Below are 20,080 nucleotides of genomic sequence, written 5' to 3'. Positions count from 1 at the left end.
CGCTTGTCTGGATCGGCGCATCGGTCAGTTGAGGCATCACAGGAACCCGATACCCGGGTTTTCTTTCCTCTGTGCCCTCTCTTTTTATCCTCTGTGCCCTCTGTGTTGGATCTTTCCCTTCAACCTCACCTCGGACTCCAGGTGTGCCGGATCTCGCCGGACGGACTGAGGCCATTGGTGCTGCTTGAGCTGGCACCGAGCTGAAGCACTAGGTTGCCCAGGCGCCACTCCATTTGGCCACTGGTGGTTACATCATTGCCGGATTTGCGGTAGTTGAGGAGGATGGGAGCACCTCCCAGGGCCTCGAGGCTCTTCCCCAGGGTCACACTGGTCTCAGCAGTGCCGGTGGAGCTGGGCCGCAGGGAGACGTTGACCCGATCCAGGCTGAAGATCTTGCGCACCCGTTCCTGGAAGCTGGCGATGGTGAGGGAGCTCAGAAGCCCAGAGGTGGTGCTGGCCAGGCCATAGCTCATGACACTCTGGGACGAAGGCCCGGTGGCGGTGCCGATGGTGGAGGCGGTGGAGGGGTCGATGAGAATGGCCACGATCTCATCCTGCCGCAGGGAGGGCGTGGAGGTAGGGTTCATGCTGAGCTGGTTGAGGCTGCCGTTGATGGACAGGTTCACCACATAGGGCGACACATCCACCCGCCCCTGGAGGTTCAACACCGGGTTGAAGACCCTCGGGTCCGTGAAGTCGATGGAACCCCTTTCCAGCACGATATCCCCAGCCGGGAGCAAGTTGGTGAGGCGGCCTCCCGGCAGGAAGTCCATCTTCCCCCGGAGGCCAGGGCGGGCAGCGGTGCCCAGAACCTTGAAGCTCCCCACGGGACGCCCCTGGAGCTTCAGGAGGTTGGTCTCGAACTGCCAGGGCTCCTCCAGGATCAGGTCCAGGTCCAGGTCGATGCGAGCCAGGGGATCGTCTGGATCCAGACCCAGCCCCGTACTGGTGCTCCCCAGAGCGCCCGAGAGGATCAGATCCGTGAGATCCAGGTCAGCGCGGTAGAGCATGTGTTTGGCCCAGAGTCTCCCCTTCAGGCGACCGCCCTCCCTATCATTGCCCTTCAGGGCGGCCTCCAGGCTCCCCTGGAGTTCGAAGCCCTCGGGGATGTCCCGGAACTGGAAGCCCTCCAATCGGGCATCCAGAGCGTAGTCCGAAAGCCCTCCCATCTGCCAAGTGGCCTTGCCCCAGGCCTTGAGATCACCCTGGGCCAGGGTCCCCCGGAGGGGCTCTTCGGCTGACATCCAAATCTCCCGGCCCTTGAAACGCACGGTGAAATCCACGTTCTCGATGCTCTGGGGATAAGTCCGGACGTGGAGGCGCCCCCCCTTGAGCCCCAGGTGGCCATCCAGCATGGGGTCCGTGTAGGTGCCGTTGAGGGTCAGGGCAAACTGGGCATTCCCAGAAGGTTTCAGGTCTGCCAGCAGGCTGTACGGACTTGGCTGAAAGATGCGATCCAGCAGCACCTTGAGGTCCGTGAGATCCGCACTGCCCCCCAGGCTGAGCTTGAGGGGATTCTCCTTCAGGAAGGGAGCCCAGCCGGAGAGTTGAACTTCTGCTCCGCCGGTAGCCAGGGGGCGCCCCTGTGGATCCACGGGGAAGCCCTTGAGGGCGAGATCCAAGCCCAGGCCCTCCCCGTCACCCGCAAGGCGGGAGGGCTGGGTCTGCACCAGATCCAGCCCTTCGAAATGCCCCTCGAAACGGTCCAGGCGCCCCTTCCAATGGAGACCGTCCCGGTCCCAGGCCCCCTCTGCCTTAAGGTCCACCCGAGCATCCTTCAGGGCATCCCGGGTCAAGCGCGCAGCAAGGTGGGGGGTATCCGCGGTCTCGGCGTTGACCTGGAGATCAACGGCGCCGATCAGGTTCTCCCCGGAACCGAAGGCGTGCACCCGCGCGAAGGGCCCGGCCTTCCCCTCCATGCCGAACCAGCCGAGGAGTGCTCCCTCGGCGAGCTCCACGCCCCCTTCCAGTCCTTCCAGACTCTGGGTTCCCAGGAAGGCCCGCCCTCGGGTCAGGGAAACCGTGAGGCTCGGGACCGCGACGGGTCCCATGGGGCTCACCATGGGTCCCTCCAGCTTGGCATCCATTTGACCCAGGAAGCGAGCACCGCTCAGGCCCAACACTTTGGAGTCCACAGGTCCCTTCAGGGCTCCATGCCAGCGGAGACGCTCCAGATCCATGTCCAGCCACCCCTGGAGAGCCAGAAGTCCCCTGGGGGGCGCCTCGTCCTGCCCGAGGGCATCGAGGCCTTCCGCCACCCGAAGATCCCGGATCTCAAAGCGGCCGCTAGCAATGTCCATACGGAATTGGGCCGAAACCGCAGGGATCGACAGGCCGTAGACCTCGGCCTTCACGGCCTGGGCCTGCCCTTCCATAAGGATGCTGCGGAAAGGGCCGTGGAGCCTCGCCCATCCGGATCCGGTACCATCCACCCGCACGGAATCCACATCTCCGGCCAGGAGCCCCTCCCTCACCGGAAGGCGGTCGGCCCAGTAGCACATATCGATCTGGGAACTGCCCTCGGGCAGGTCGGCCCAGGTGAGCCAGAGCTCACCCCCGCCCCGGCCCTCCCCCTTGGCCAAGGAGATCCCATCGAGCCGCAGTTCACTCCCACGGATGGACACCTCGGTGGAGAGACGATCCACCCTGGCACCGTGCCAGCGCGGGCTCTCTACATCGACGTGACCGGCGAGATCCAGACCGGTGCCGGGGCTCCAGGAGACCTCAGCCCTTGCCTTGACGGCCCCAGCCATGTCCAGGTCCACCAGCTTCCAGGCAGAGAGGTTCCGGGCCACCTGGGCCGCGTCGGTCTGAACCTCCCCGGCGGCGCTGAGGCCCATGAGCCCCTTGGGCCCGAGTCTTGCCGTGGCACTCCCGGCAAGGCGAATATCCTCCAGGTCCAACGCCAGATCATCCAGGCGCAGGTTGCCCTGATCCAGGGCCAGATCCACCTTCCCGACAGGCCGCCCCTGGCGTGTGACAGAACCCTGGAAGGTTGCGCGCACCTGGTCCAGGCGGGGCAGGGACCAGGGAGATCCGGGGAGATGGAGCTCCCCCTGAAGGCTCGCCTGGGCCTGCCGCAGACTCTCGAACCTGGTCAGGGGCACCAGGGGCGCCAGCCCCACCCCCTCGGCCTTCACCCGCAGATCGGTCCCACTCTCACGTCGCCATTCACCCTCGGCTTCGGCCTTCCCCTCAGGAGCCTCCACCTCAAGCCGCTCCAGTTTGGCCTGGGAGGCCGTCCCCTGGGCTTCCAGGCGTAACGTGGAGGGTCCCAGGCCCGTAACGGGCAGGGACAAGTCCTTCCCACTGAGGGCCAGGGTCCAGGTGGGCCGCTCGCGAGTTCCGGCGAATCTGGCCTTCAGGTCCGCCCCCCCCTCGATCCGGCTCCACTCACCCTTGGGAGCCAGGGCGGCGGCCTGCCCAAGGTCGAGATGCCCGTCCAGGGAGGCCAGGAGGCGCTGGGGCTTGATTTCGTATCGCCCCTCCAGCTGGAGTCTGGACTGCCCCAATTGAAGTCCGCCCTTCCGGATTTCCACGGCCTGTTCCGAGAGGTTCGCCTGCAGCCCCAGGGAGCCCTGCTGGGCGATGGCCCCCGCACCCACCTCAAGCCGGGAGGCCTGGAAACGGGTCTCCACCCGATTCGCCCCCTGGCCGTACCCGCTGGCCCGGAAGAAGGCCTCCACCCGGGGAACCCCCCAGGAAGGCTCGCGAACCGTCAAACGGGCGTCCTCGATCCGGAACTCCCCCAGATAGACCTGGGGGGTGGTGGCCGACTTGGGGCGGGGTTTGAGTCGGATCTGGCCCAGAGTTTCCCGATCCAGCTCGATCCTGGGCCCCTCCAGGTGTACATAGCGGATCCTGGGCCATCGGCTCAGGAGGGTGAGAAGGTGGACCTGAACGTCCAGCCTCCGGGCCTGGAGGAGCCTGCCCCCAATTGAGAAATTATTAATTATTAATCGGCTTTCCAGCAGATGGAATTCCAGATCTTCCGCCTGGAAGGATAGTCCCGTCTCCTCTTGGAGGAGTCGCCCCACCCGGGCCGAAACCCAGTGGGAGAAGAAAGGCCGCTGCAGGGTCCAGGAAGCCCCCTCAAGGACCACGGCTCCCGCGGCCAGGACGTAGACCATCCGGCGGAACCCGCGCCGACCCCAGATTTTCCGGACGGCCGCCATCCCCACGTCCAGCCTCCCTCAGTTCTTCTCGCCACAGCCCGGGCAGACCTGGGCCAGACGGGGGAGGGGCTTGTAGCAGTTCCAGCAGAAGCGTGGCTGGGTCTTGACCATGACGGCGGGTCGCGGCGCCACGGGCGTTCGGGAGGGTGAGGGCAGCCCCCCCAGGGGGCGGGTCTCCCGGCCCATCTGCTCCCGGACCCCCAAGAGCGCCTTGAGGAACTCCTGGGCGGAAAGGTAGCGATCCCCAAGGTTCACCGACAGGGCCCTCATGACAACCTCGGAGAGGGTCCGGGGAACCGCGGGATTCTTGCAGTGGGGGGGGACGATGGGGGTGTTCTGGAGGGCCTGGGCAATCTTCACCGGATCGGCGTCGTAGAAGGGCACCGTCCCGGTGAGCATCTCGTAGATGGAGATGCCCACGCTCCACAGATCGCTCTGGAAGACGGCCCGGCCCCGGAAGTGTTCGGGAGCCATGTAGGGAGGACTGCCGATGCGGGTCCGGGCAAAGCCATCCCGCTGCATCTCAAGGATCCGGCTCGTGCCGAAGTCCGTAACCTTGGCCACCCCCTCCTTGGTGATGAGGATATTGGCGGGTCGAAGATCCCGGTGGAGCACCTGCTGGGAATGGGCGAACTGGATGGCGGAGCAGACATCGATGGCGATATCCAGGGCCCGTCCCGGCGGCAGGGTGCGCTCGCGCCTCACGAGGCGGTCCAGGCTCTCCCCATCGATGTATTCCATGACCATGAAGAAGGTCTCACCCTGCCGCTCCACCGTGATCAGTTCGACGATGTTGGGGTGCTTCAGGGCGGCCATGATGCGGGGTTCCTGGAGCAGCCCCTGCTCGTCCCCCTGGTGGTGGGGCACCTTGAGGGCCACGCGCCGGTTCAGGAGCGTGTCCTTGGCCAGGTAGACCGTCCCGAAACCGCCGGCACCGAGACGGTCCAGGATCTGGTATTTGCCCAGCATCTGGTCTTTGGAAAGCACGAGGGATGGCTCCAGTGTTTGAGTAAGAATGCCGTGAAACCGGGGAGAGCAGGAAAAAAAGGTGGATCAGATTTCCCAGGCCTCCCGCATCCGGAGAACCTCCACCGCCGGGTCCGGAGCTTCCCACACTACCCGGATGGCGGCGAGCCCCGAAAGGCCGGGGTGCCGTAGGCCCGGAATGCGAGATGCCCGGATGCCCCCCAGGGCGAGAACCCGCCCGCCGTAGGTGGAAAGGCCATCCAGGACCGCATGGAGCCCGCCCACCCCCAGCTCGGGGCCCTTCCCAGGCACCGAGAAGACCGGGGAGACCAGGATCTGCCGGGCCTCCATGCGCTCCGGCAACTGGGAAAGGCTGTGAAGCGGACGGGAGATGGGCAGAAGTCCCGGCGGAACCGGCGGATAGCACTCGGGTGTGTGCAGCCCGCACCCAGCTGCCAGGGCCACATCCAGGCGACCATTCACCCACAGCTCCAGCTCCGGGCGCTGGGCGCGCACCCACCGGGCCAGGATCAGCAGGGCCCTGGGAGTCATTGCCTTCTCCCGGATCATCAGGCCGTCGATGCCACTGTGGATCACCCGCTCCCACCTGGGGGGATCGAAACCCTCTCCCGGACTGATGGCCAACAGGAACATCAGCGTTCCTGGGCCATGACCCGCTCCCGATCCAGGGCGGGGACGATCCGCCACTGGCGGGTGGGCACGGGATTCAGGGCCGGACGCCCCAACACATGGGCGAGGAGCAGATTCCGCCAGGAAGCCTCGCTCACCCATTCCGCCTGCCCCCTGAAGGCGATGGCCTCCATATAGCCACCCTTCCCGTTCAGGCGGCGCTCCGAGACAGCCAGTGTGAACTCCTGACTGTCTTTCACCGGCTGCCCCTGGTAGTTCAGGGTCACCACCCTGTTCCCCAGCGGGCGGGAGATGTCCAGGGCATAGTTCACCCCATCCAGCACATCGAAGTCCGAGGGAAGCACCGCCTTGTTGATGAGTTCGGGCAGGTGGGAGAAATTGTAGTAGCGGGCAGCGTGCTCCAGGTAGGCCCGGAGCTGGGCCCCCGTGATCCGGATCCGGGCAACCCGCTGCTCTGTCGGCAGGATCGCGTAGAACTGGCGGACGGAGGTGGCCCCCCTGGGAATGAAGAGGGAGGGCGAGGGGGAGGGCACCGCTGTGATCTGGGCCCGAGTGGCGCTACGCATGGTGGTGTGCAGCAGTTGGAGCAGCGGGCCATCCTCCATGCGGGCCCAGCGGCCGTCCAGGTCCACCTCCAGCTGGGTGGCGAAGGTGTTCAGGTAAGCATCCGTAGCCACCCGCAGGGGAGCCGTCAGCTCCATCACCTGGGGGTCGTCCTGGGTCTCAGCCCCCACCGGAACCAGCCTCGTCGTCAGGGACCGGACCTTCCAGCGGCCCCAGTCCTTGTGGAGGATGCAATCCGCAACGCCCACCTCCCGGCCGTAGGAACGGGGATGGATCACCGGGATCCCTCCCACCTGGGACTGGTTCCCGTGGGCCATGAGGATGAGATCGACACCCGGGATCGCTTCCTTCAGGGGAAGGGCACCATGCAGAGCCAGGATCACCAGATCAACCTTCTCGTTCTGGCGAAGACGGGGCACCAGAGCGCGGGCGGTAGCCAGGGGATCGGCCACCCGGACATCCCCCAGGGACGGAAAATCCCCGAGCTGACTCGGAAGGGTGGTGGCCAAGCCAAGGACAGCCACGGAGACTCCGCCGAACTCGACCTTGGCGTAGGGCGTGAAGGCAGGCTTGCCGTCAGGAAGCACCAGATTGGCCGCCAGGAAGGGGAACTGGGCCTGCTCCTCCATCGAGCGCAGGTACGGGAAGCCGAACATGAAATCCTGATTCCCCACGGCCATGGCGTGATAGCCCAGGGAATTCATGATGGCCACATTGGGCTCAGCCAGATCGGGACGGGTCGCCTGGCGCACGTAGTCCATGGGATCACCCGTGAGGGCGTCCCCGCAATCCACCAGGAGCGTGTTGGGATTGGAGGCCTTGAGGCCCCGGATGAGCGTGGCCACCTTGGCCCAGCCCTGGGGAACGGGGTGGAGCGTGAAGCAGTCCGTTGAAGCCACCCAGCCATGCAGATCGGCGGTACACAGCACCTGGATGCGCAGCTCCTCGGCCCCCAGGCCGAGAGTCAGGAAGAGGATGAAAAGCCAACGGAACACCAAGCCTCCAGTAGCGACGACAACAAAACCTTAACTTGGATGGTACCCGGGCTGGGAGTAAACTGGGTCTTCACCCAGAACGCATCTTCAACCGGAGTATTCATGCAAGAAGTCCAGATCAAGGCCCCCAAGCACGAGTTCACCCTCCTTTGCGACGACATCCGCCAGGAAGTCGGCGGCAAGACCTCCCTCATGGGCCTTTATGATCACCACATCGTGGTGCCCCAGGTGGGCTATGTCCTCCCCAAGGTGTGCTTCTATACCCGCTTCTCCCGCATGGACGGCCAGTTCAAGTTCGGCTTCTCCATCGTGGCCCCCAACGGCGACCGCAAGGACATCATCCGGGATTCCGATGTCCAGATCCCCGATGGCGCCAAGGAAGGCACCTTCAATGTCATCGCCTCCCCCTTCGAGGTGAGCGCCGAGGGCATCTACGAAGTCATCATGAGCCTCACCAAGGGTGCCGATCGCTTCGAATACGTCTACAAGTTCGCCATCTCCGACGCCCAGCGCCTCCAGGCCGAGTGGGAGAAGTCCCAGGGAGTCGGCGCCGCCAACTAAGGCGCCCAAGCTACACTGGAAGGGCGGGCTCCGGCCCGCCCTTTTCACATTGGAATCCGCATCCATGATCGACCGTTACGCCAAGCAGCGCATTTTCCTGGGCCGTGAGCCCGAGGCCAGACTCCGGGACCGCCGGGTGGCGGTGGTGGGCCTGGGAGCCACGGGTTCGGTGCTGGCTTCCTGGCTGGCCCGGGCCGGCGTGGGCCACCTGACCCTGATCGATCGGGATCTGGTGGAGCTGAGCAACCTCCAGCGCCAACTCCTCTACGGCGAGGGCGACCTGGGACGCCCCAAGGCCGAGGCCGCACGGGAACGCCTGGCCGAAGCCAACTCCTCCATCGAGCTGGTGGCCCAGGTGGCAGACCTGACCTCCGGCAACGCCCGGGAGCTGCTGGCGGGCTTCGACCTGATCATGGACGGCACCGACAACTTCGAGGCCCGCTTCCTCATCAATGACGTGGCCATCCTCACGGGCACCCCCTGGATTTACACCGGTGCCATCGGCGGCGAGGGCATGGTGTGGCCCCTGAACCCGCCCCGGACCCCCTGCCTGCGCTGCCTCATCGAGGAGCCCCCCGCCAGCGGGGACGTGGACACCTGCGACAGCGCCGGGGTCCTGGGCCCCGCCGTGGGCATCGCCGCCAGCTGGGGTGCGCTGGAGGCCATCAAGATCCTGACGGGGCGGGAACCCCACCCCGAACTGGCCCGCTTCGACTTCTGGCACAACGAGCGCCAGTTCATCCAGCCTCCGGCCACCCGGTGCCGCTTCTGCACCGACAAGGTGACCGAATTCCTGGATGCCCGGTGGACCCTCAAGGCCTCCTCCCTCTGCGGCCTGGAAGGGGTCCAGATCCGCGTGAACCCGCCCCGCCAACTCGACCTCGCCGCCCTCAAGCCGCGCCTGGAGGCCCGCACGGGCCGGGACTGGAAGGACTCGGGCCTGGCCCTCACGGGCACCGAGGGGGAACTCCGTTTCACCCTCTTCAAGGACGGCCGCGCCCTGGTCCACGGCCCCGTGACCCCCGAGCGGGCCAAGGGCTGGTACACCGAAGTCGTCGGAGCCTGACGTGAGACTGCTGCTCGCCACCCGCAATGCCCACAAGGTGGAGGAGTTCCACGAACTTCTTCCAAGCATCGATTTCATCCCCTGGCCTTCGGACGCCCCGGAGATCCCCGAAAGCGGCGCATTCTTCCAGGACAATGCCCTCCAAAAGGCCACTTATGCCCGGGACTGGTGGAAGGCCCAGGGGCTGCCCCCCGTGGATGGATTCCTGGCGGACGACTCCGGCATCTGTGTGGACGCCCTCTGGGGCGGGCCCGGCGTGCTGTCAGCCCGCTTTGCCAATCACCTGTCCCAGGACGCCAAGAACCGCCTGCTCCTCTCCATGCTGCCCGAAGGCTCCGCCCGCAGCGCCCGCTTCGTCTGCGTCCTCGCCCTGGCCCCCACCGCTGGAGCGCCCTTCACCGTGGGAGGTGCCGTGGAAGGCACCCTGGCCTTCGAACCCCGGGGCACCGACGGCTTCGGCTACGACCCCATCTTCATCCCCGAAGGCCATGACCAGACCTTCGGAGAGCTGGGCAGCAACATCAAGCACGCCCTCAGCCATCGGGGGAGAGCTGCGGGGGACTTAAAGAAGCGGCTCGGGCAGAATCCGACGCAGTAGACATGTGAGTACAACCCCGCGGGCGAAGGATGGCTCGAATGGGCAGAGATAAGGGGTTTCACCGTGCCCCTCTCCCGAGGGTCCCCTGCGGATCCAGAGCCGAGGCGTTCAACCCAGGCCCCCCAAAGATGAGCAAGAGATCCGGAAAGCCCCTAAACGCCTGTTGCCAACGCTGGAACCCACCTGCCTGCACACAAATGGTTAGAATGTACAAAAAACAAGATACGATTAGTAAAATACAAACAATTACGATTTAATATAATTTTTTTGTTGCAACAGGATCACCCCGTGGTAATGATGTGCCATCCATAAGGAGGACATCATGGGCGGGACTGACAATTACTTCCAAGACCTGGGCGCATTGGACGTCGCATTGGCCGATGCCCGCTCTGGGGACATGCGGCAGGTTTCCGACCCCGTGGAAGCGGCGCAGATCGTGGAAGAATTCCGCGCTGATGAGGGTTCTGGAGCCTGGACAGGCCTGGAACGCAGCGCCGTGGCCGATCGCCTCATGGAACTTATTGAAGTCGATGCCACCACTGGGGAAGTCCGGGGGAACCGGAAAATCACACAAGCTGGGCTCAATCTCTGCGGCCCCGCAGCGCTGGTATTCATGTGGTCTGGTCGAGATCCTGTGGCATTCGCCCACTTCGCCACGGAGCTCTACGAGAGTGGGTCCAGTTCCATCGGAAGTCTGGCCATTTCCCCCAGCCAGGATCTACTGGCCCAGGACTACACACAGATCGCTGACAGAGCCGGAACAGCAGGGGCTGACTGGATGATCCTCAGCGCCATTCGCAACACTGGCCAACCCTTCTGGCAGCCAAGCTGGGTTGGGGACCCCAGTCAGGCCGCAGCCGGGATCACGCGCCCAGAGGAACTTGCGGATTGGCTGTGTGCCACTGGCATATATGGCAAGGTTCGCAACGAGGCCAATTGGTTTAGCCCCGCAGGCATCCCCCAAGCAGAAGGACTTGAGCATGTCGAGGGGCGGGACATCGCTCTGCTGGTATACGAGGACCTGCTCCACGCCGCCCTGAAGGAGCCACTGGTGGATCAGTTCGTCCTCAACCAGTTCCCGAACCACTACATCGTCAGCCTCAGCGGTATCACCGTCGCAACAGCAGATGACAGCAGTCCTCAGGCTCGGTTCAAGGCGGGGGACATACTCCTGTCGGCGTGGTCCAACGGTCAGAGCCAACTCAGTCTGGCCGTCCCGCAGGACGTCTTCGTCAATTACTACTACGGCGCTGTCATCGCAGATCTCGCTTGATCCCCGAGCACCTCCCGGCGTTCAACCACGCCCCCCTTCCAAGGAGACCCACCATGTCGCTCGTCGCTCCCGAAATGATGCTCAACCAGATCATGGGCAAGGTATACAACGTCCTCACCAATGGGGACGATACGGTGCCCAAGTCCGAGGACAACTTCTTCAGCTGGTGCACCCCCGGGATCCCCATCCAACCCGAAGATGCCCGTTTCATGCAGCAGGGCCTGACGGGTGTGGTCCGCAGGAACGCATTGGACCAGATGCGCACGCGGGACGCCGCCGGCAACGTCATCCAGCCCGAGCTTACACCGGCTCAGCTGGAAGCCATCAAGGGCAGCGATGCGGCCCGGATGCTGCTCCAAGCCGAAGAGTTCGCCCGCCTCGTGGATTTCGTCCCCGATCTGGCCGCTGCCACCAATAGCCAGTTCTCCGTATTGAGCGTGATGAACAACGAGGGAAGTCTGTCCGACCGCTACAACTACATCCTCCGAATGAGCCAGGTGATGGCCTCCGAACTGCCTGCGGAAACGAAGCAGAAGATCGAGAAGTTCCGGGGTCTGTTGCAGACTGTCAAGACCAAGAAGAACCTGATCGACGATTCCGAAGTCCAGGTCACAGAGCCGAGCCCGCTGGTCCAGGCCTACCACACCAAGATGGCCGATTACATGAGCGCGGCCCTGGACTACAACAATGCGCGCATCGATGCTCTTGCCGCTGCGGACCAACGAGCTGTCCAAGCCTGGGCCATCAACGCCAGCGTCCTCCGAAACAAGGTCAAGGCTGCGATGAACGATTGGGTAACCACCGGATACAAGGACGACTACGAGCAGATCGCGGCCTACATCGACCAGGTCATGCAACGGGACATGTCGCTTCTCAAGCAGGAATACAGGGATGACCTGGAGAAGGCTCGGCTCACCGGGGCAGCCTCTGGAAGCGACTTCTACTACACCTCCGCGGTGCCAGGGAACTTCATGGAAAGGGCCGGCTGGACCGAATTCGGCTTCAGCTCCTCGGACTTCAACAATTCCTCATATTCCAGCTATAGCCAGAGTTTCTCCCGTGCCAGTGGTGGAGGTGGATTCCTTGGCATCTTTGGCGGAGGGGCCAGCACCCGGAGCGCCAGCGGCGACCAATACAACAAGGTCTCCTTCGATTCCGAGCTCTTCACCATGCGCTTCAAGATCGCTCAGATCCCCATCGTGCGCCCCTGGTTCAAGACGGCTTTCCTGATGAGCAAGTGCTGGCGCATGGACCAGAACAACCCTGAGGCCAAAGGCCAATTTGCAAGCGATGGCGGCACCCCGACTCAAGGACTCCTGCCCGCTTACCCAACGTCCATGATCCTGGTCCGGGACTTGAACATCTACTTTGGCAAGTCCCAGGGCTTCAGCGAGGCGCACAGTGCTTGGCGAAGCTCTTCCTCCAGCGAAATGGGAGTCTTCTCCCTGGGCCCCATCCACCTGGGAGGCAGCGCCGGGCGCAGTTCCGCATGCGGAGTGAGCTCCTTCGAGGGGCATTACGATAGCGAGACCCAGACCATGAAGGTCCCAGGCACCCAGATCATCGGCTTCAAGTGTCACGTCTTCCCTAAATCGCCAGACCCTCTGTCCAGCATCACGAGTTGGGTTTGAGGTCCAGCAATGGAGGCAGCGGCACAGCTCGCCATCATGGCCAAGGCCACCCAGGTTTTCGGGAGTGAGGGGACTTTCCTGAGTTTTCCCATCACTCCCCTGGCCTTCCCCCCCCAGGCGCTGGACCTGGCAGGCGACCCGAGCTTTGGGAGGCTCATTGAGTTCTCGGCCTTGGTGAATCGCATTCCCGATGGAAATACTTGGTCCTCCTCTGGAGAGATGCTCTGGGATATCTACAGAAAAATAACGAAAGAGGGGGAGTTCGCCGAATCCAGCCGCACGGACGGGGAGGAGTCCGACTACCAAGCAGCCTGCGCGCTGCTCTTCACCCAAAGCGAGGACGGCCTGCGCTCACCTTCGCAAGCGGCCCTCAGCTATGGCGAGTACCGGGACCAATACAAGATTCTCGAGCAGGACTACCTGGTCAGGAAGGCCACCGCCATGGCCGGGAATGATGCCGCAAAGGCCGAGTGGACCGAAGCCACCGAGCCTCCGCTGCTGGAAGACCTGAACCAAGCTCTCTCGGACTGGGCAACCCTGGGATTCCGGTTCGATATCGAGCAGGCCCAGGAGCAGGTCCGACTCCTGGGGGCCAAGTCGCCCCTCCTGACCCGCGGCGAGTGGATGAAGCGCTTTGATTCAGACCTGGACACCCTGACCCGACCCAGCGATCAGATGCGGGTCTTCAGCACCAGCTTCATGCCAGCCAATGCCGTTGCCGAGGGGGCATGGAAGTCTTTCGAGCTGAGCGGGGCCGAAGTCGATGCGTTCCTGACTGAAGCCTCCTCGGGCCAAGCAGGGGCTCCTTCTGAATTCCCCCATGACATCAAGTCCATCCGCTTCGAGTTCAGTTCGGCCGCACTGCTCCGCCCTTGGTTCGCCCCCGAGGCCTTGACGGCTCGGTTTTGGCGCTTCGCAGACCCGTCACTCATCCTCAGTGACGGGGCCGCACCACCTCGGGGACTGTGCCCCGCCTATCCCGTCGCCCTTGTCTTCGCCCGCAAGGTGCAGGTCGAAAAGCTTTCGGGGGCCCCCGGCCCCCTGCCTGTCCAGCCCTTGGTCTTCGACCCTGCAACAATCGCCGTACTGCATCAGTTCAAGCCTCGCATCCTCCCCAGGCCACGGGTTGAATTCCGTGGGAAAGCACCGCTTGCGGTCTTCCGCCCACTGGGCCCCGGGAACCTGCAGAGCAAAGAAAGACTAAAGCCCTTGAACCTGCTTGCCGGGAGGCGCCTTCCCGTCTTCCAGCGACGCATCCAACCTCCGATACCCCACAAGCTTCCGGAGACGCCCCAGAGCGGGAATACAGACGAGACGATTCAGATCCTGGCCTTCCTCTGCAAAAGGCTTCCCAAGAGCCCGGACCCAGATTTCACCACCTACCGCTGGTGAAATTCCATTTTGTGAAACCGCTTGCCCCCTACAGCCCCTCCCAGACCTGCCGCTGGTGCGAACTCCGCCCAGCCAGGTCCCGGGTGAGGGCCTTCACGCGGCCCCGCAGGGGTTCGGGCAGGAGACGGGAAGCCTCCAGGGCCTGGAGCTTGAGGGGGGGTGCCAGGGCCTCCCATCCGGATTCCAGAGCCTCGACCCAGGCCTCGTCACCCAGGCGGGCCCGGGGAACCCATCGCCAGGGATTGCCAAGCCCCCCTTCCTGGAGACGCCCCAGAATCTCAGGCCCCTGACCGGTGCGGAGCGCGATCAGGCTGAGGGCCTCGGCGGCCTCCGCGCGGGCGAAGGGATCTTCCAGCAGGGAAAGGAGGGGCACCAGGCTGGGACTCCCTCCGATCTGCCCCAGGGCAAGAACCAGCGCAAAGCGGGCCCCCTCGGAGGCGCGCCCCATGGCCTCCAGCAGGAAGGTTTCGTCGCTGGGCATCACCACGGTCCGCAGGCCCTCGGCCGCAGCCCGCCGGGCTCCCACCCCTCCGGTCTGCAGCGCATCCAGGTAGGGGGCCAGGCGTTCCTCCGGACTTTGGGGCCGATTCACCGCCTTGACCCTGCTCACGGTCTCTTCGTCCCGATCCTCATCCCGCCAGCCCGGCAGGGGCTCCTCACCCCACCCGGCGGCCTCCGCGCTCTCCAGCCAACCCGCCAACTCCTGCTGGAAGACGCCCATGGAAGGAGTGCGGCGGGCGGGATCGGCGCTGAGGGAGCGCATGAGCAGTCCCGCGAGGCGCAAGGGGAAGCCTGGGCGGACGGCGGCGGGGGGGAGCTGGATCTGGCTGTACGACTGCCCTGTGCAGAACTCGTAGAGGATTGCCCCCAGGGCATAGACATCGCAGCGGCCATCCACGCGACGGGGATCGCCGTGCTGCTCCGGGGCCATGTAGCCCAAAGTGCCCACCACCATCTGGGAGCGGGTCACCCGGGTACCTTCGCTCCCCTCCCAGAGGCAGACCCCGAAGTCCGTGACCTTCAGACGCCCATCCTCCGCGAACAGGAGGTTCGAGGGTTTGAGATCGCGGTGGATGACCCCGGATTCATGGGTGTACCGAAGGGCGTCCGCCACCGGAAGGAGGCGTCGCAGGATCCGGGCGGGAGCCTCACCACGGCAAGCCTTGACGCTGCCCCCGGGAAGGAGCTCCATGAGAATGTAGGGGGTCCGACCGGCGCGCCCGAAGTCGTAGACCTCCACGAGATGAGGATGGGAGAGGCGCTTGAGGACCTCCCCCTCCCGAAGGAAACGCTGGGCCAGTTCCGAGTCGGCGCTGGTCTCAGCCCGCAGGAACTTCACCGCCAGGGCGCGTTCGGGGTTGAAGAGGTCCTCCGCCCGATGGACGAAGGCCATGCCTCCCTCCCCCAGGCGTTCCAGGATCTTCACCCCCCCGATCTGTCTGGGCAGCAGCACGTTCATACGGGATCGTCGCACTCCACGCGGTTCCTGCCCAGGGCCTTGGCGCGGTATAGCGCCACATCCGCCCGGCCGAAGAGGGAGCCCGCGTTCAAATCCTGCTCCAGGAGTTGGGCGACCCCGAAGGACGCCTGGACATGGAAGGGGGTGCTACCGTCGGGCGGGGAGATGGGCTCGCTGCCGAAGGCCGTGCGGAGCTCTTCTGCCACAGCGAGGGCCTCCTGGAGCTGGGTTTCGGGGAGCACGATGAGGAACTCCTCACCCCCGATGCGCCCGGCATGGTCGCAGGTCCTCAGGCGCCGCAGGAGGACCATGCCGAAGAGCTTGAGGGCCAAGTCCCCCGTGGCATGTCCGTAGGTGTCATTGACCCGCTTGAAGTGATCCAGATCACAAAGGATCACAGCAAGGGGCCTCCGGTAGCGCCGGGTCAGGTCGGTGTGCTTCTCCAGGTAGCCCAGCACCGTGGCCCGGTTGCTCACCCCCGTCAGGTGGTCCCGGGTGGTCTGGGCCTGCACCACCTGATGGTAGTGGCGCTCCAGGGGGTCCAGGAGCTTGAGCTTGAAGGCGTGACCGCCAACCCTCAGCACATCCCCGTCGAAGAGATGGAGGGGCTCATCATTGCCTGGCACCCGCTTGCCATTCACGAAGGTGCCGTTGGTGGAACCGAGATCCCGCAGCATCACAAGGCTGCCTTCATCGCCGTGCACCAGGAGGTCGAGCTTGGCGTGGCGCCGACTCACCTCGGCATCAGGCAGACAGAGATCATTATCCAGCCCGCGACCCAGACTGATGCCATCCCCTCGCACGGGCACAACCTCCCCAATGGGATGCCCTGCGTACCGAATGAGAGCCCATTCGTCATCCGCCCCGACCGCGCCTGTTCCGGAGACGAAGGCGTAGGAGGTGGGGCTATCGGGATCCTCGGCTTGGGGATCAAAGGGGATGGGTTGGCGCATCAGACTGTCACGGTTTCACCGCAACAGCTTAGCAGCGGGAAGCACCCTTCCGGGGGCTTGTCACGAATTAATTCATCCCTGCCGCCACCACACGATTCCGCCCCCGATGCTTGGCTCCGTAAAGGGCCCCATCGGCTCGAGCCAGGAGAGCCCCCCCATCCCGATCTTCCGGCGAACGCTCCGCCACCCCGAGGCTGCAGGTGACCGAGATATGGATGCCTCCCACCACCATGGGCTCGCCTCCGATGGCCGTGCGCAGGCGCTCCCCCAACTGCATGGCTCCATCCAGGTCCGTCTCTGGAAGGATGATGAGGAACTCTTCTCCGCCGATGCGCCCGGCGATATCCGTGCCCCGCAGCTTCTTGCTGATGCGCTCCCCGAAGGCCCTGAGGACCTGGTCACCCCCAGCGTGGCCGTGGGTATCGTTTATCCTCTTGAAGCTGTCCAGATCGCACATGATGATCGCCATGGGTCGGCTGTGGCGGTGGCTCAGCTCAAAGCAGGTCTGCAACTCACCCAGGGTCGTCCCCCGGTTGGAAAGCCCGGTGAGAGAATCTCGCGTGCTCTGATCAATCATCGTCTCGTGAAATTGGCGTTCCAAAGAATCCATGGCGACCAGTTTCAGGACATGAGTGCCCACAGCGATGCGATCCCCAGTCTCCAGACGCACGCACCCCGTCAGGGGGATCCCGTTGACGAAAGTGCCATTGGTCGATCCCAGATCCTCCAGGGTGATCTCAACCTGATCGTCCCGGAGCTCCAGCCCCAGACGGGCATGCTGACGACTCACCTCTTCATCCAGAAGCGACAGGTTGGCCTGAGGCGAGCGTCCGATGACCTGGATCCCGGAAACGAGGGGATAGACCCGCCCCAAGTGGGCTCCGGCGTATACCACCAGAGCCCACTCGCTGGGAAGCGGGGGATGGTCCGAAGGGGAACGCCTCCGCAGGGCGGTCTCGAAGTCGGCCCACGCTTCCGCTGGCAGCGTGGGGAAAGCGGCCTCGGGGTCATCCGGGCTATGTCGCACAGGCTTTCGGTGTGAAGACGCCATCAGCCCCCCTCCAGGTAGCAGCTTACAATCGTCCGGTCATCCTTGCGTCGGGCAAGCATGAACGGCGTACGCCGCGCACCGGCGGCAGCAGGCCCCAACTGGATCACCAGCCGTCCGCTGCGGGCATCGTGGCGCAGACCGGTCACCCCTTTGGACGGAATCCGGTAGATCCCCAGCACGTCCAGGTTCCGGATATTCTCCCCGGTGGCCTTCACAATCTGGAGGGTGTAGCGCATCCAGATGGGCCTGGGCAGCTTCTGAAGATCCTCCCCCGGAACCGCCATGGGGAGCCCCAGAGCCAATTCCAGATCCCGGTGCACCCTCGGGTCTGCAAGGGTGGGGTCGGCCCGGAAGCCTCGCGGTGCCGAGATGGACGCCATTCCACCCCGGGAGCGGCCCCTGAAGCCCTCGGGAGGCGAGGACCGGACCTGGGCCCGCCTGGGGAGAGGCGGGATTTCCGAACGCACCCCGGAGGCCGCTCCGAACACCTCCATTTCGCAGATCCTGGCGCCCGCCGCCCACTGGACAAAGGCTTCGTCGACCTGCACCCGGGCCTGGAAGGCAGTGGGCTCGGAACCGAGTCCAGCCGAAAGCCCCAGATCTGCCGAGGCGAGAACCGCGTGGCAGAGGGCTTCCGGAGCCAGGGACCGCCCCTCGAAGGGCTCCAGGGAACCGATTCCGAAAGCATCCAGGGCTGTATCCAGGTGATGGCAGGGTGGGTCGGAGAAGACCCTCCGCAGGGTCTCCGCCACATCGGATACAGCCCCCTTGAGGCGACCCATCACCATGGGCTCACGTCGGCTGCACGAGGGTCTGGAGGGCAGCGGTCACCCGCTCCAGGGGCTCCACCAGATCCATATGGTAGCCCGCCTCGATCAACTGGGCCGCCGCCTGATCCTGGGCAGCCAGATCCACACTTGAAGCGAAGATGGCCCGCACCGGAGATGCTCCTTCGACCACCTGGAGCAGCAGCTCCCGGGGTGTGGCGCGGAAGACCTCTCCCAGCCGCGCCAGAGGAGCCTCCTGGCTCTTCTGGAGGGCAAGCGCGGGACATCGCACCTCCGCATTCCACCCCCCCGCCAGGTCCGAGGCAGGAAGGATGAAGAGATCAGGACTGCCCTTCAGTTCCTTGAGGAGGGCCTTCTGGATGACCTCCTCCCGGAGGTGGGACTCCAGGGCCTTCCCGTAGAGGACCGACTGGAGCTTAGTGGGAGTGATGGGTTCGGTGTATCGGAAATCCAGGGGAATCCCCGATTCATCTGTCAGGAGCAGGCCCCCCAGAAAACTGGCCCCCTCCCTGACGACCATGAAATAGGCCAGCTTGAGTCCATCTGCCATGCGCGCCTCATTGAGAACTTTCCCAGCATAGCGCCAGACGGGAAATCCCGGCTTGAAACCATGCAGAAAGCGCGCTAGAATCAGGGTTCCTACTGGGGAGTGGTCTAATGGTAGGACAACAGATTCTGATTCTGTCAGGTGAGGGTTCGATTCCTTCCTCCCCAACCATCCAAGGCCTCCGATAGGAGGCCTTTTTTCAGTTCCGCGCAGGTCCCGAGGGGTGGGTGGCCGTTGCGACGATGTTCTCTCCTACATACGGAACGGAACCCTGCATGCTCTATCAAACCCATGTCCGCATCCACCTGGGGAACATCCGGGCCAACCTCCAAGGCATCCGCCAGCGGATCGGAGAGGGACGGAAGCTTCTCATCTCCATCAAGGCCAACGCCTACGGACACGGCGCCCTGGAGATCGCCCGGATGGCCCAGACCGAGGGACTCGCGGACTGGCTCGGGGTGGCCACCCTGCCCGAAGCCCTGGCCCTCCGGGAAGCGGGCATCCGTCTGCCCATCCTGAAGCTGACCCCCACCTTCCCCGAGGAGATGGACGAGGCGGTGAAGGGCGAGGTCACGCTTTCCATCTGCGATGACGAGAATATCGCCGCACTGGAAAGGGTCGCCTCCAGTCTGGGGATGGCCGCCAGGGTGCACCTCAAGGTGGATACGGGCATGGGCCGCATCGGCGTGCCCGAGGCCGGGGCCCCCACCATGGCCCGGACCATCGAGACCGCGCCCCATCTTCATCTCGAAGGGATCTTCACCCACCTGCCCGTGAGCGACGAGCCCCAGCAGGATGCCGACACCCTGGCCCAGGTGGAGCGATTCAAGGACACCGTGAAACGGGTCGAAGCCGCCATCGGCCACCCCCTGGAACTGGTCCACTGCTCGAACTCCGGCGGCGTACTGGGGCACGACTACGCGTGGCTCAACATGGTCCGCCCCGGCGTCATCGTCTACGGCTACTATCCCGACACCACCACCCCCAAGACCATTCCCCTGCACCCCGGACTCTCCTTCCTGAGCCGGGTCTCCTTCCTCAAGAAGGTGGCTCCGGGCACCGCCATCGGCTACGGCCACACCTGGACCGCACCCCGGGAAACCTGGATCGCCACCATCCCCGTGGGCTATGCCGATGGCTTCAACCGCCTCTTCTCCAACAGAGGCCGGGTCCTCATCGGGGGCCAGTCCTTCCCGGTGGCGGGCCGGGTCTGCATGGACCAGATCATGGTCGACCTGGGCTCCGAAACCACCGTCAAGGTGGGCGATGAAGCGGTCCTCATCGGCCGTAGCGGCGCCCAGGAGATAACGGCTGACGAGTGGGCCAAGAAGCTGGGTACCATCACCTACGAGATCACCTGCCAGATCGCCAGCCGGGTCACCCGGATCTACGATCCCTCCTGAGAGAACC

16 protein-coding genes and 1 tRNA gene are annotated in these 20,080 nt (G+C 64.5%); 8 read left to right on the top strand and 9 right to left on the bottom strand.

What is annotated here, in order from left to right:
• Positions 1 to 125 precede the first annotated feature (125 nt).
• From HOLFODRAFT_RS0213650 to HOLFODRAFT_RS0213635, 4 genes are all read right to left on the bottom strand, one after another.
• A complete protein-coding gene (locus HOLFODRAFT_RS0213650; protein WP_244432675.1) occupies positions 126 to 4,175 on the bottom strand; it encodes a translocation/assembly module TamB domain-containing protein in 4,050 nt (1,349 codons plus the stop codon).
• An 18-nt stretch (positions 4,176 to 4,193) separates the two neighbouring features.
• Positions 4,194 to 5,162, bottom strand: coding sequence for a serine/threonine protein kinase (locus tag HOLFODRAFT_RS0213645; protein ID WP_005036237.1), 969 nt, complete (start codon positions 5,160 to 5,162; stop codon positions 4,194 to 4,196).
• Between the two features lie 66 nt (positions 5,163 to 5,228).
• Positions 5,229 to 5,795 carry a thiamine phosphate synthase gene (locus HOLFODRAFT_RS0213640; RefSeq protein ID WP_005036234.1) on the bottom strand — a complete coding sequence of 189 codons (567 nt, stop codon included), beginning with the start codon at positions 5,793 to 5,795 and terminating at the stop codon, positions 5,229 to 5,231.
• The gene (locus HOLFODRAFT_RS0213635) at positions 5,795 to 7,351 is read right to left on the bottom strand and encodes a bifunctional metallophosphatase/5'-nucleotidase (RefSeq protein WP_005036232.1); all 1,557 of its coding nucleotides are present in this window, start codon (positions 7,349 to 7,351) and stop codon (positions 5,795 to 5,797) included. The genes HOLFODRAFT_RS0213640 and HOLFODRAFT_RS0213635 overlap by 1 nt, the downstream gene beginning before the upstream one ends.
• A 102-nt stretch (positions 7,352 to 7,453) precedes the next feature.
• On the opposite strand from HOLFODRAFT_RS0213635, the gene HOLFODRAFT_RS0213630 reads away from it, so the two are divergent.
• From HOLFODRAFT_RS0213630 to HOLFODRAFT_RS0213605, 6 genes are all read left to right on the top strand, one after another.
• Entirely contained in the window at positions 7,454 to 7,912 is a 459-nt protein-coding gene (locus HOLFODRAFT_RS0213630; RefSeq protein ID WP_005036230.1) for a DUF6941 family protein, read from the top strand.
• A gap of 64 nt (positions 7,913 to 7,976) precedes the next feature.
• Positions 7,977 to 8,978 carry a ThiF family adenylyltransferase gene (locus tag HOLFODRAFT_RS25565; RefSeq protein ID WP_005036228.1) on the top strand — a complete coding sequence of 334 codons (1,002 nt, stop codon included), beginning with the start codon at positions 7,977 to 7,979 and terminating at the stop codon, positions 8,976 to 8,978.
• A gap of 1 nt (position 8,979) precedes the next feature.
• Positions 8,980 to 9,576, top strand: coding sequence for a non-canonical purine NTP pyrophosphatase (locus HOLFODRAFT_RS0213620; RefSeq protein WP_005036226.1), 597 nt, complete (start codon positions 8,980 to 8,982; stop codon positions 9,574 to 9,576).
• 322 nt (positions 9,577 to 9,898) lie between these two features.
• Complete coding sequence (locus HOLFODRAFT_RS0213615; protein WP_005036224.1) at positions 9,899 to 10,849, top strand: hypothetical protein; 951 nt, start codon at positions 9,899 to 9,901, stop codon at positions 10,847 to 10,849.
• Between the two features lie 53 nt (positions 10,850 to 10,902).
• Positions 10,903 to 12,480: a hypothetical protein gene (locus HOLFODRAFT_RS0213610; RefSeq protein ID WP_005036221.1), complete on the top strand. Its 1,578-nt coding sequence runs from the start codon at positions 10,903 to 10,905 to the stop codon at positions 12,478 to 12,480.
• A gap of 9 nt (positions 12,481 to 12,489) precedes the next feature.
• Entirely contained in the window at positions 12,490 to 13,872 is a 1,383-nt protein-coding gene (locus HOLFODRAFT_RS0213605; protein WP_005036219.1) for a hypothetical protein, read from the top strand.
• Positions 13,873 to 13,900: 28 nt separating this feature from the next.
• Here the strand turns inward: HOLFODRAFT_RS0213605 and HOLFODRAFT_RS23350 are convergent, their stop codons facing one another.
• From HOLFODRAFT_RS23350 to HOLFODRAFT_RS23345, 5 genes are all read right to left on the bottom strand, one after another.
• Positions 13,901 to 15,331, bottom strand: coding sequence for a serine/threonine-protein kinase (locus tag HOLFODRAFT_RS23350; RefSeq protein WP_005036217.1), 1,431 nt, complete (start codon positions 15,329 to 15,331; stop codon positions 13,901 to 13,903).
• A complete protein-coding gene (locus HOLFODRAFT_RS21340) occupies positions 15,328 to 16,284 on the bottom strand; it encodes a GGDEF domain-containing protein (protein WP_005036215.1) in 957 nt (318 codons plus the stop codon). The genes HOLFODRAFT_RS23350 and HOLFODRAFT_RS21340 overlap by 4 nt, the downstream gene beginning before the upstream one ends.
• A gap of 67 nt (positions 16,285 to 16,351) precedes the next feature.
• Entirely contained in the window at positions 16,352 to 17,335 is a 984-nt protein-coding gene (locus HOLFODRAFT_RS21335) for a GGDEF domain-containing protein (RefSeq protein WP_005036213.1), read from the bottom strand.
• Positions 17,335 to 18,123 carry a hypothetical protein gene (locus HOLFODRAFT_RS0213585; protein ID WP_026939319.1) on the bottom strand — a complete coding sequence of 263 codons (789 nt, stop codon included), beginning with the start codon at positions 18,121 to 18,123 and terminating at the stop codon, positions 17,335 to 17,337. Before HOLFODRAFT_RS0213585 ends, HOLFODRAFT_RS21335 begins: the two co-directional genes overlap by 1 nt.
• 4 nt (positions 18,124 to 18,127) lie before the next feature.
• Entirely contained in the window at positions 18,128 to 18,673 is a 546-nt protein-coding gene (locus HOLFODRAFT_RS23345; RefSeq protein WP_005036209.1) for a hypothetical protein, read from the bottom strand.
• 93 nt (positions 18,674 to 18,766) lie between these two features.
• On the opposite strand from HOLFODRAFT_RS23345, the gene HOLFODRAFT_RS0213575 reads away from it, so the two are divergent.
• Positions 18,767 to 18,841: transfer RNA gene (locus HOLFODRAFT_RS0213575), tRNA-Gln, on the top strand.
• Positions 18,842 to 18,945: 104 nt separating this feature from the next.
• A complete protein-coding gene (gene alr, locus HOLFODRAFT_RS0213570) occupies positions 18,946 to 20,073 on the top strand; it encodes an alanine racemase (RefSeq protein ID WP_005036207.1) in 1,128 nt (375 codons plus the stop codon).
• The last annotated feature ends 7 nt before the right edge of the window (positions 20,074 to 20,080 follow it).

Origin of the sequence: Holophaga foetida DSM 6591 (assembly GCF_000242615.2) — a bacterium.
Classification (GTDB): Bacteria; Acidobacteriota; Holophagae; order Holophagales; family Holophagaceae; genus Holophaga; species Holophaga foetida.
The sequence above is the reverse complement of the archived record's forward strand: the minus strand, read 5'-3'. Positions and strand labels throughout refer to the sequence as shown.

What these genes read in the sequence shown, in the direction of transcription:
- HOLFODRAFT_RS0213615 (WP_005036224.1), top strand. Translation starts at nt 9,899, where the DNA reads ATGGGCGGGACTGACAATTACTTCCAAGACCTGGGCGCATTGGACGTC.
- HOLFODRAFT_RS0213640 (WP_005036234.1), bottom strand. Translation starts at nt 5,795, where the DNA reads ATGTTCCTGTTGGCCATCAGTCCGGGAGAGGGTTTCGATCCCCCCAGG.
- HOLFODRAFT_RS23350 (WP_005036217.1), bottom strand. Translation starts at nt 15,331, where the DNA reads ATGAACGTGCTGCTGCCCAGACAGATCGGGGGGGTGAAGATCCTGGAA.
- HOLFODRAFT_RS21340 (WP_005036215.1), bottom strand. Translation starts at nt 16,284, where the DNA reads ATGCGCCAACCCATCCCCTTTGATCCCCAAGCCGAGGATCCCGATAGC.
- HOLFODRAFT_RS0213610 (WP_005036221.1), top strand. Translation starts at nt 10,903, where the DNA reads ATGTCGCTCGTCGCTCCCGAAATGATGCTCAACCAGATCATGGGCAAG.
- HOLFODRAFT_RS0213650 (WP_244432675.1), bottom strand. Translation starts at nt 4,175, where the DNA reads ATGGCGGCCGTCCGGAAAATCTGGGGTCGGCGCGGGTTCCGCCGGATG.
- alr (WP_005036207.1), top strand. Translation starts at nt 18,946, where the DNA reads ATGCTCTATCAAACCCATGTCCGCATCCACCTGGGGAACATCCGGGCC.
- HOLFODRAFT_RS21335 (WP_005036213.1), bottom strand. Translation starts at nt 17,335, where the DNA reads ATGGCGTCTTCACACCGAAAGCCTGTGCGACATAGCCCGGATGACCCC.
- HOLFODRAFT_RS0213630 (WP_005036230.1), top strand. Translation starts at nt 7,454, where the DNA reads ATGCAAGAAGTCCAGATCAAGGCCCCCAAGCACGAGTTCACCCTCCTT.
- HOLFODRAFT_RS0213585 (WP_026939319.1), bottom strand. Translation starts at nt 18,123, where the DNA reads ATGGTGATGGGTCGCCTCAAGGGGGCTGTATCCGATGTGGCGGAGACC.
- HOLFODRAFT_RS23345 (WP_005036209.1), bottom strand. Translation starts at nt 18,673, where the DNA reads ATGGCAGATGGACTCAAGCTGGCCTATTTCATGGTCGTCAGGGAGGGG.
- HOLFODRAFT_RS0213605 (WP_005036219.1), top strand. Translation starts at nt 12,490, where the DNA reads ATGGAGGCAGCGGCACAGCTCGCCATCATGGCCAAGGCCACCCAGGTT.
- HOLFODRAFT_RS25565 (WP_005036228.1), top strand. Translation starts at nt 7,977, where the DNA reads ATGATCGACCGTTACGCCAAGCAGCGCATTTTCCTGGGCCGTGAGCCC.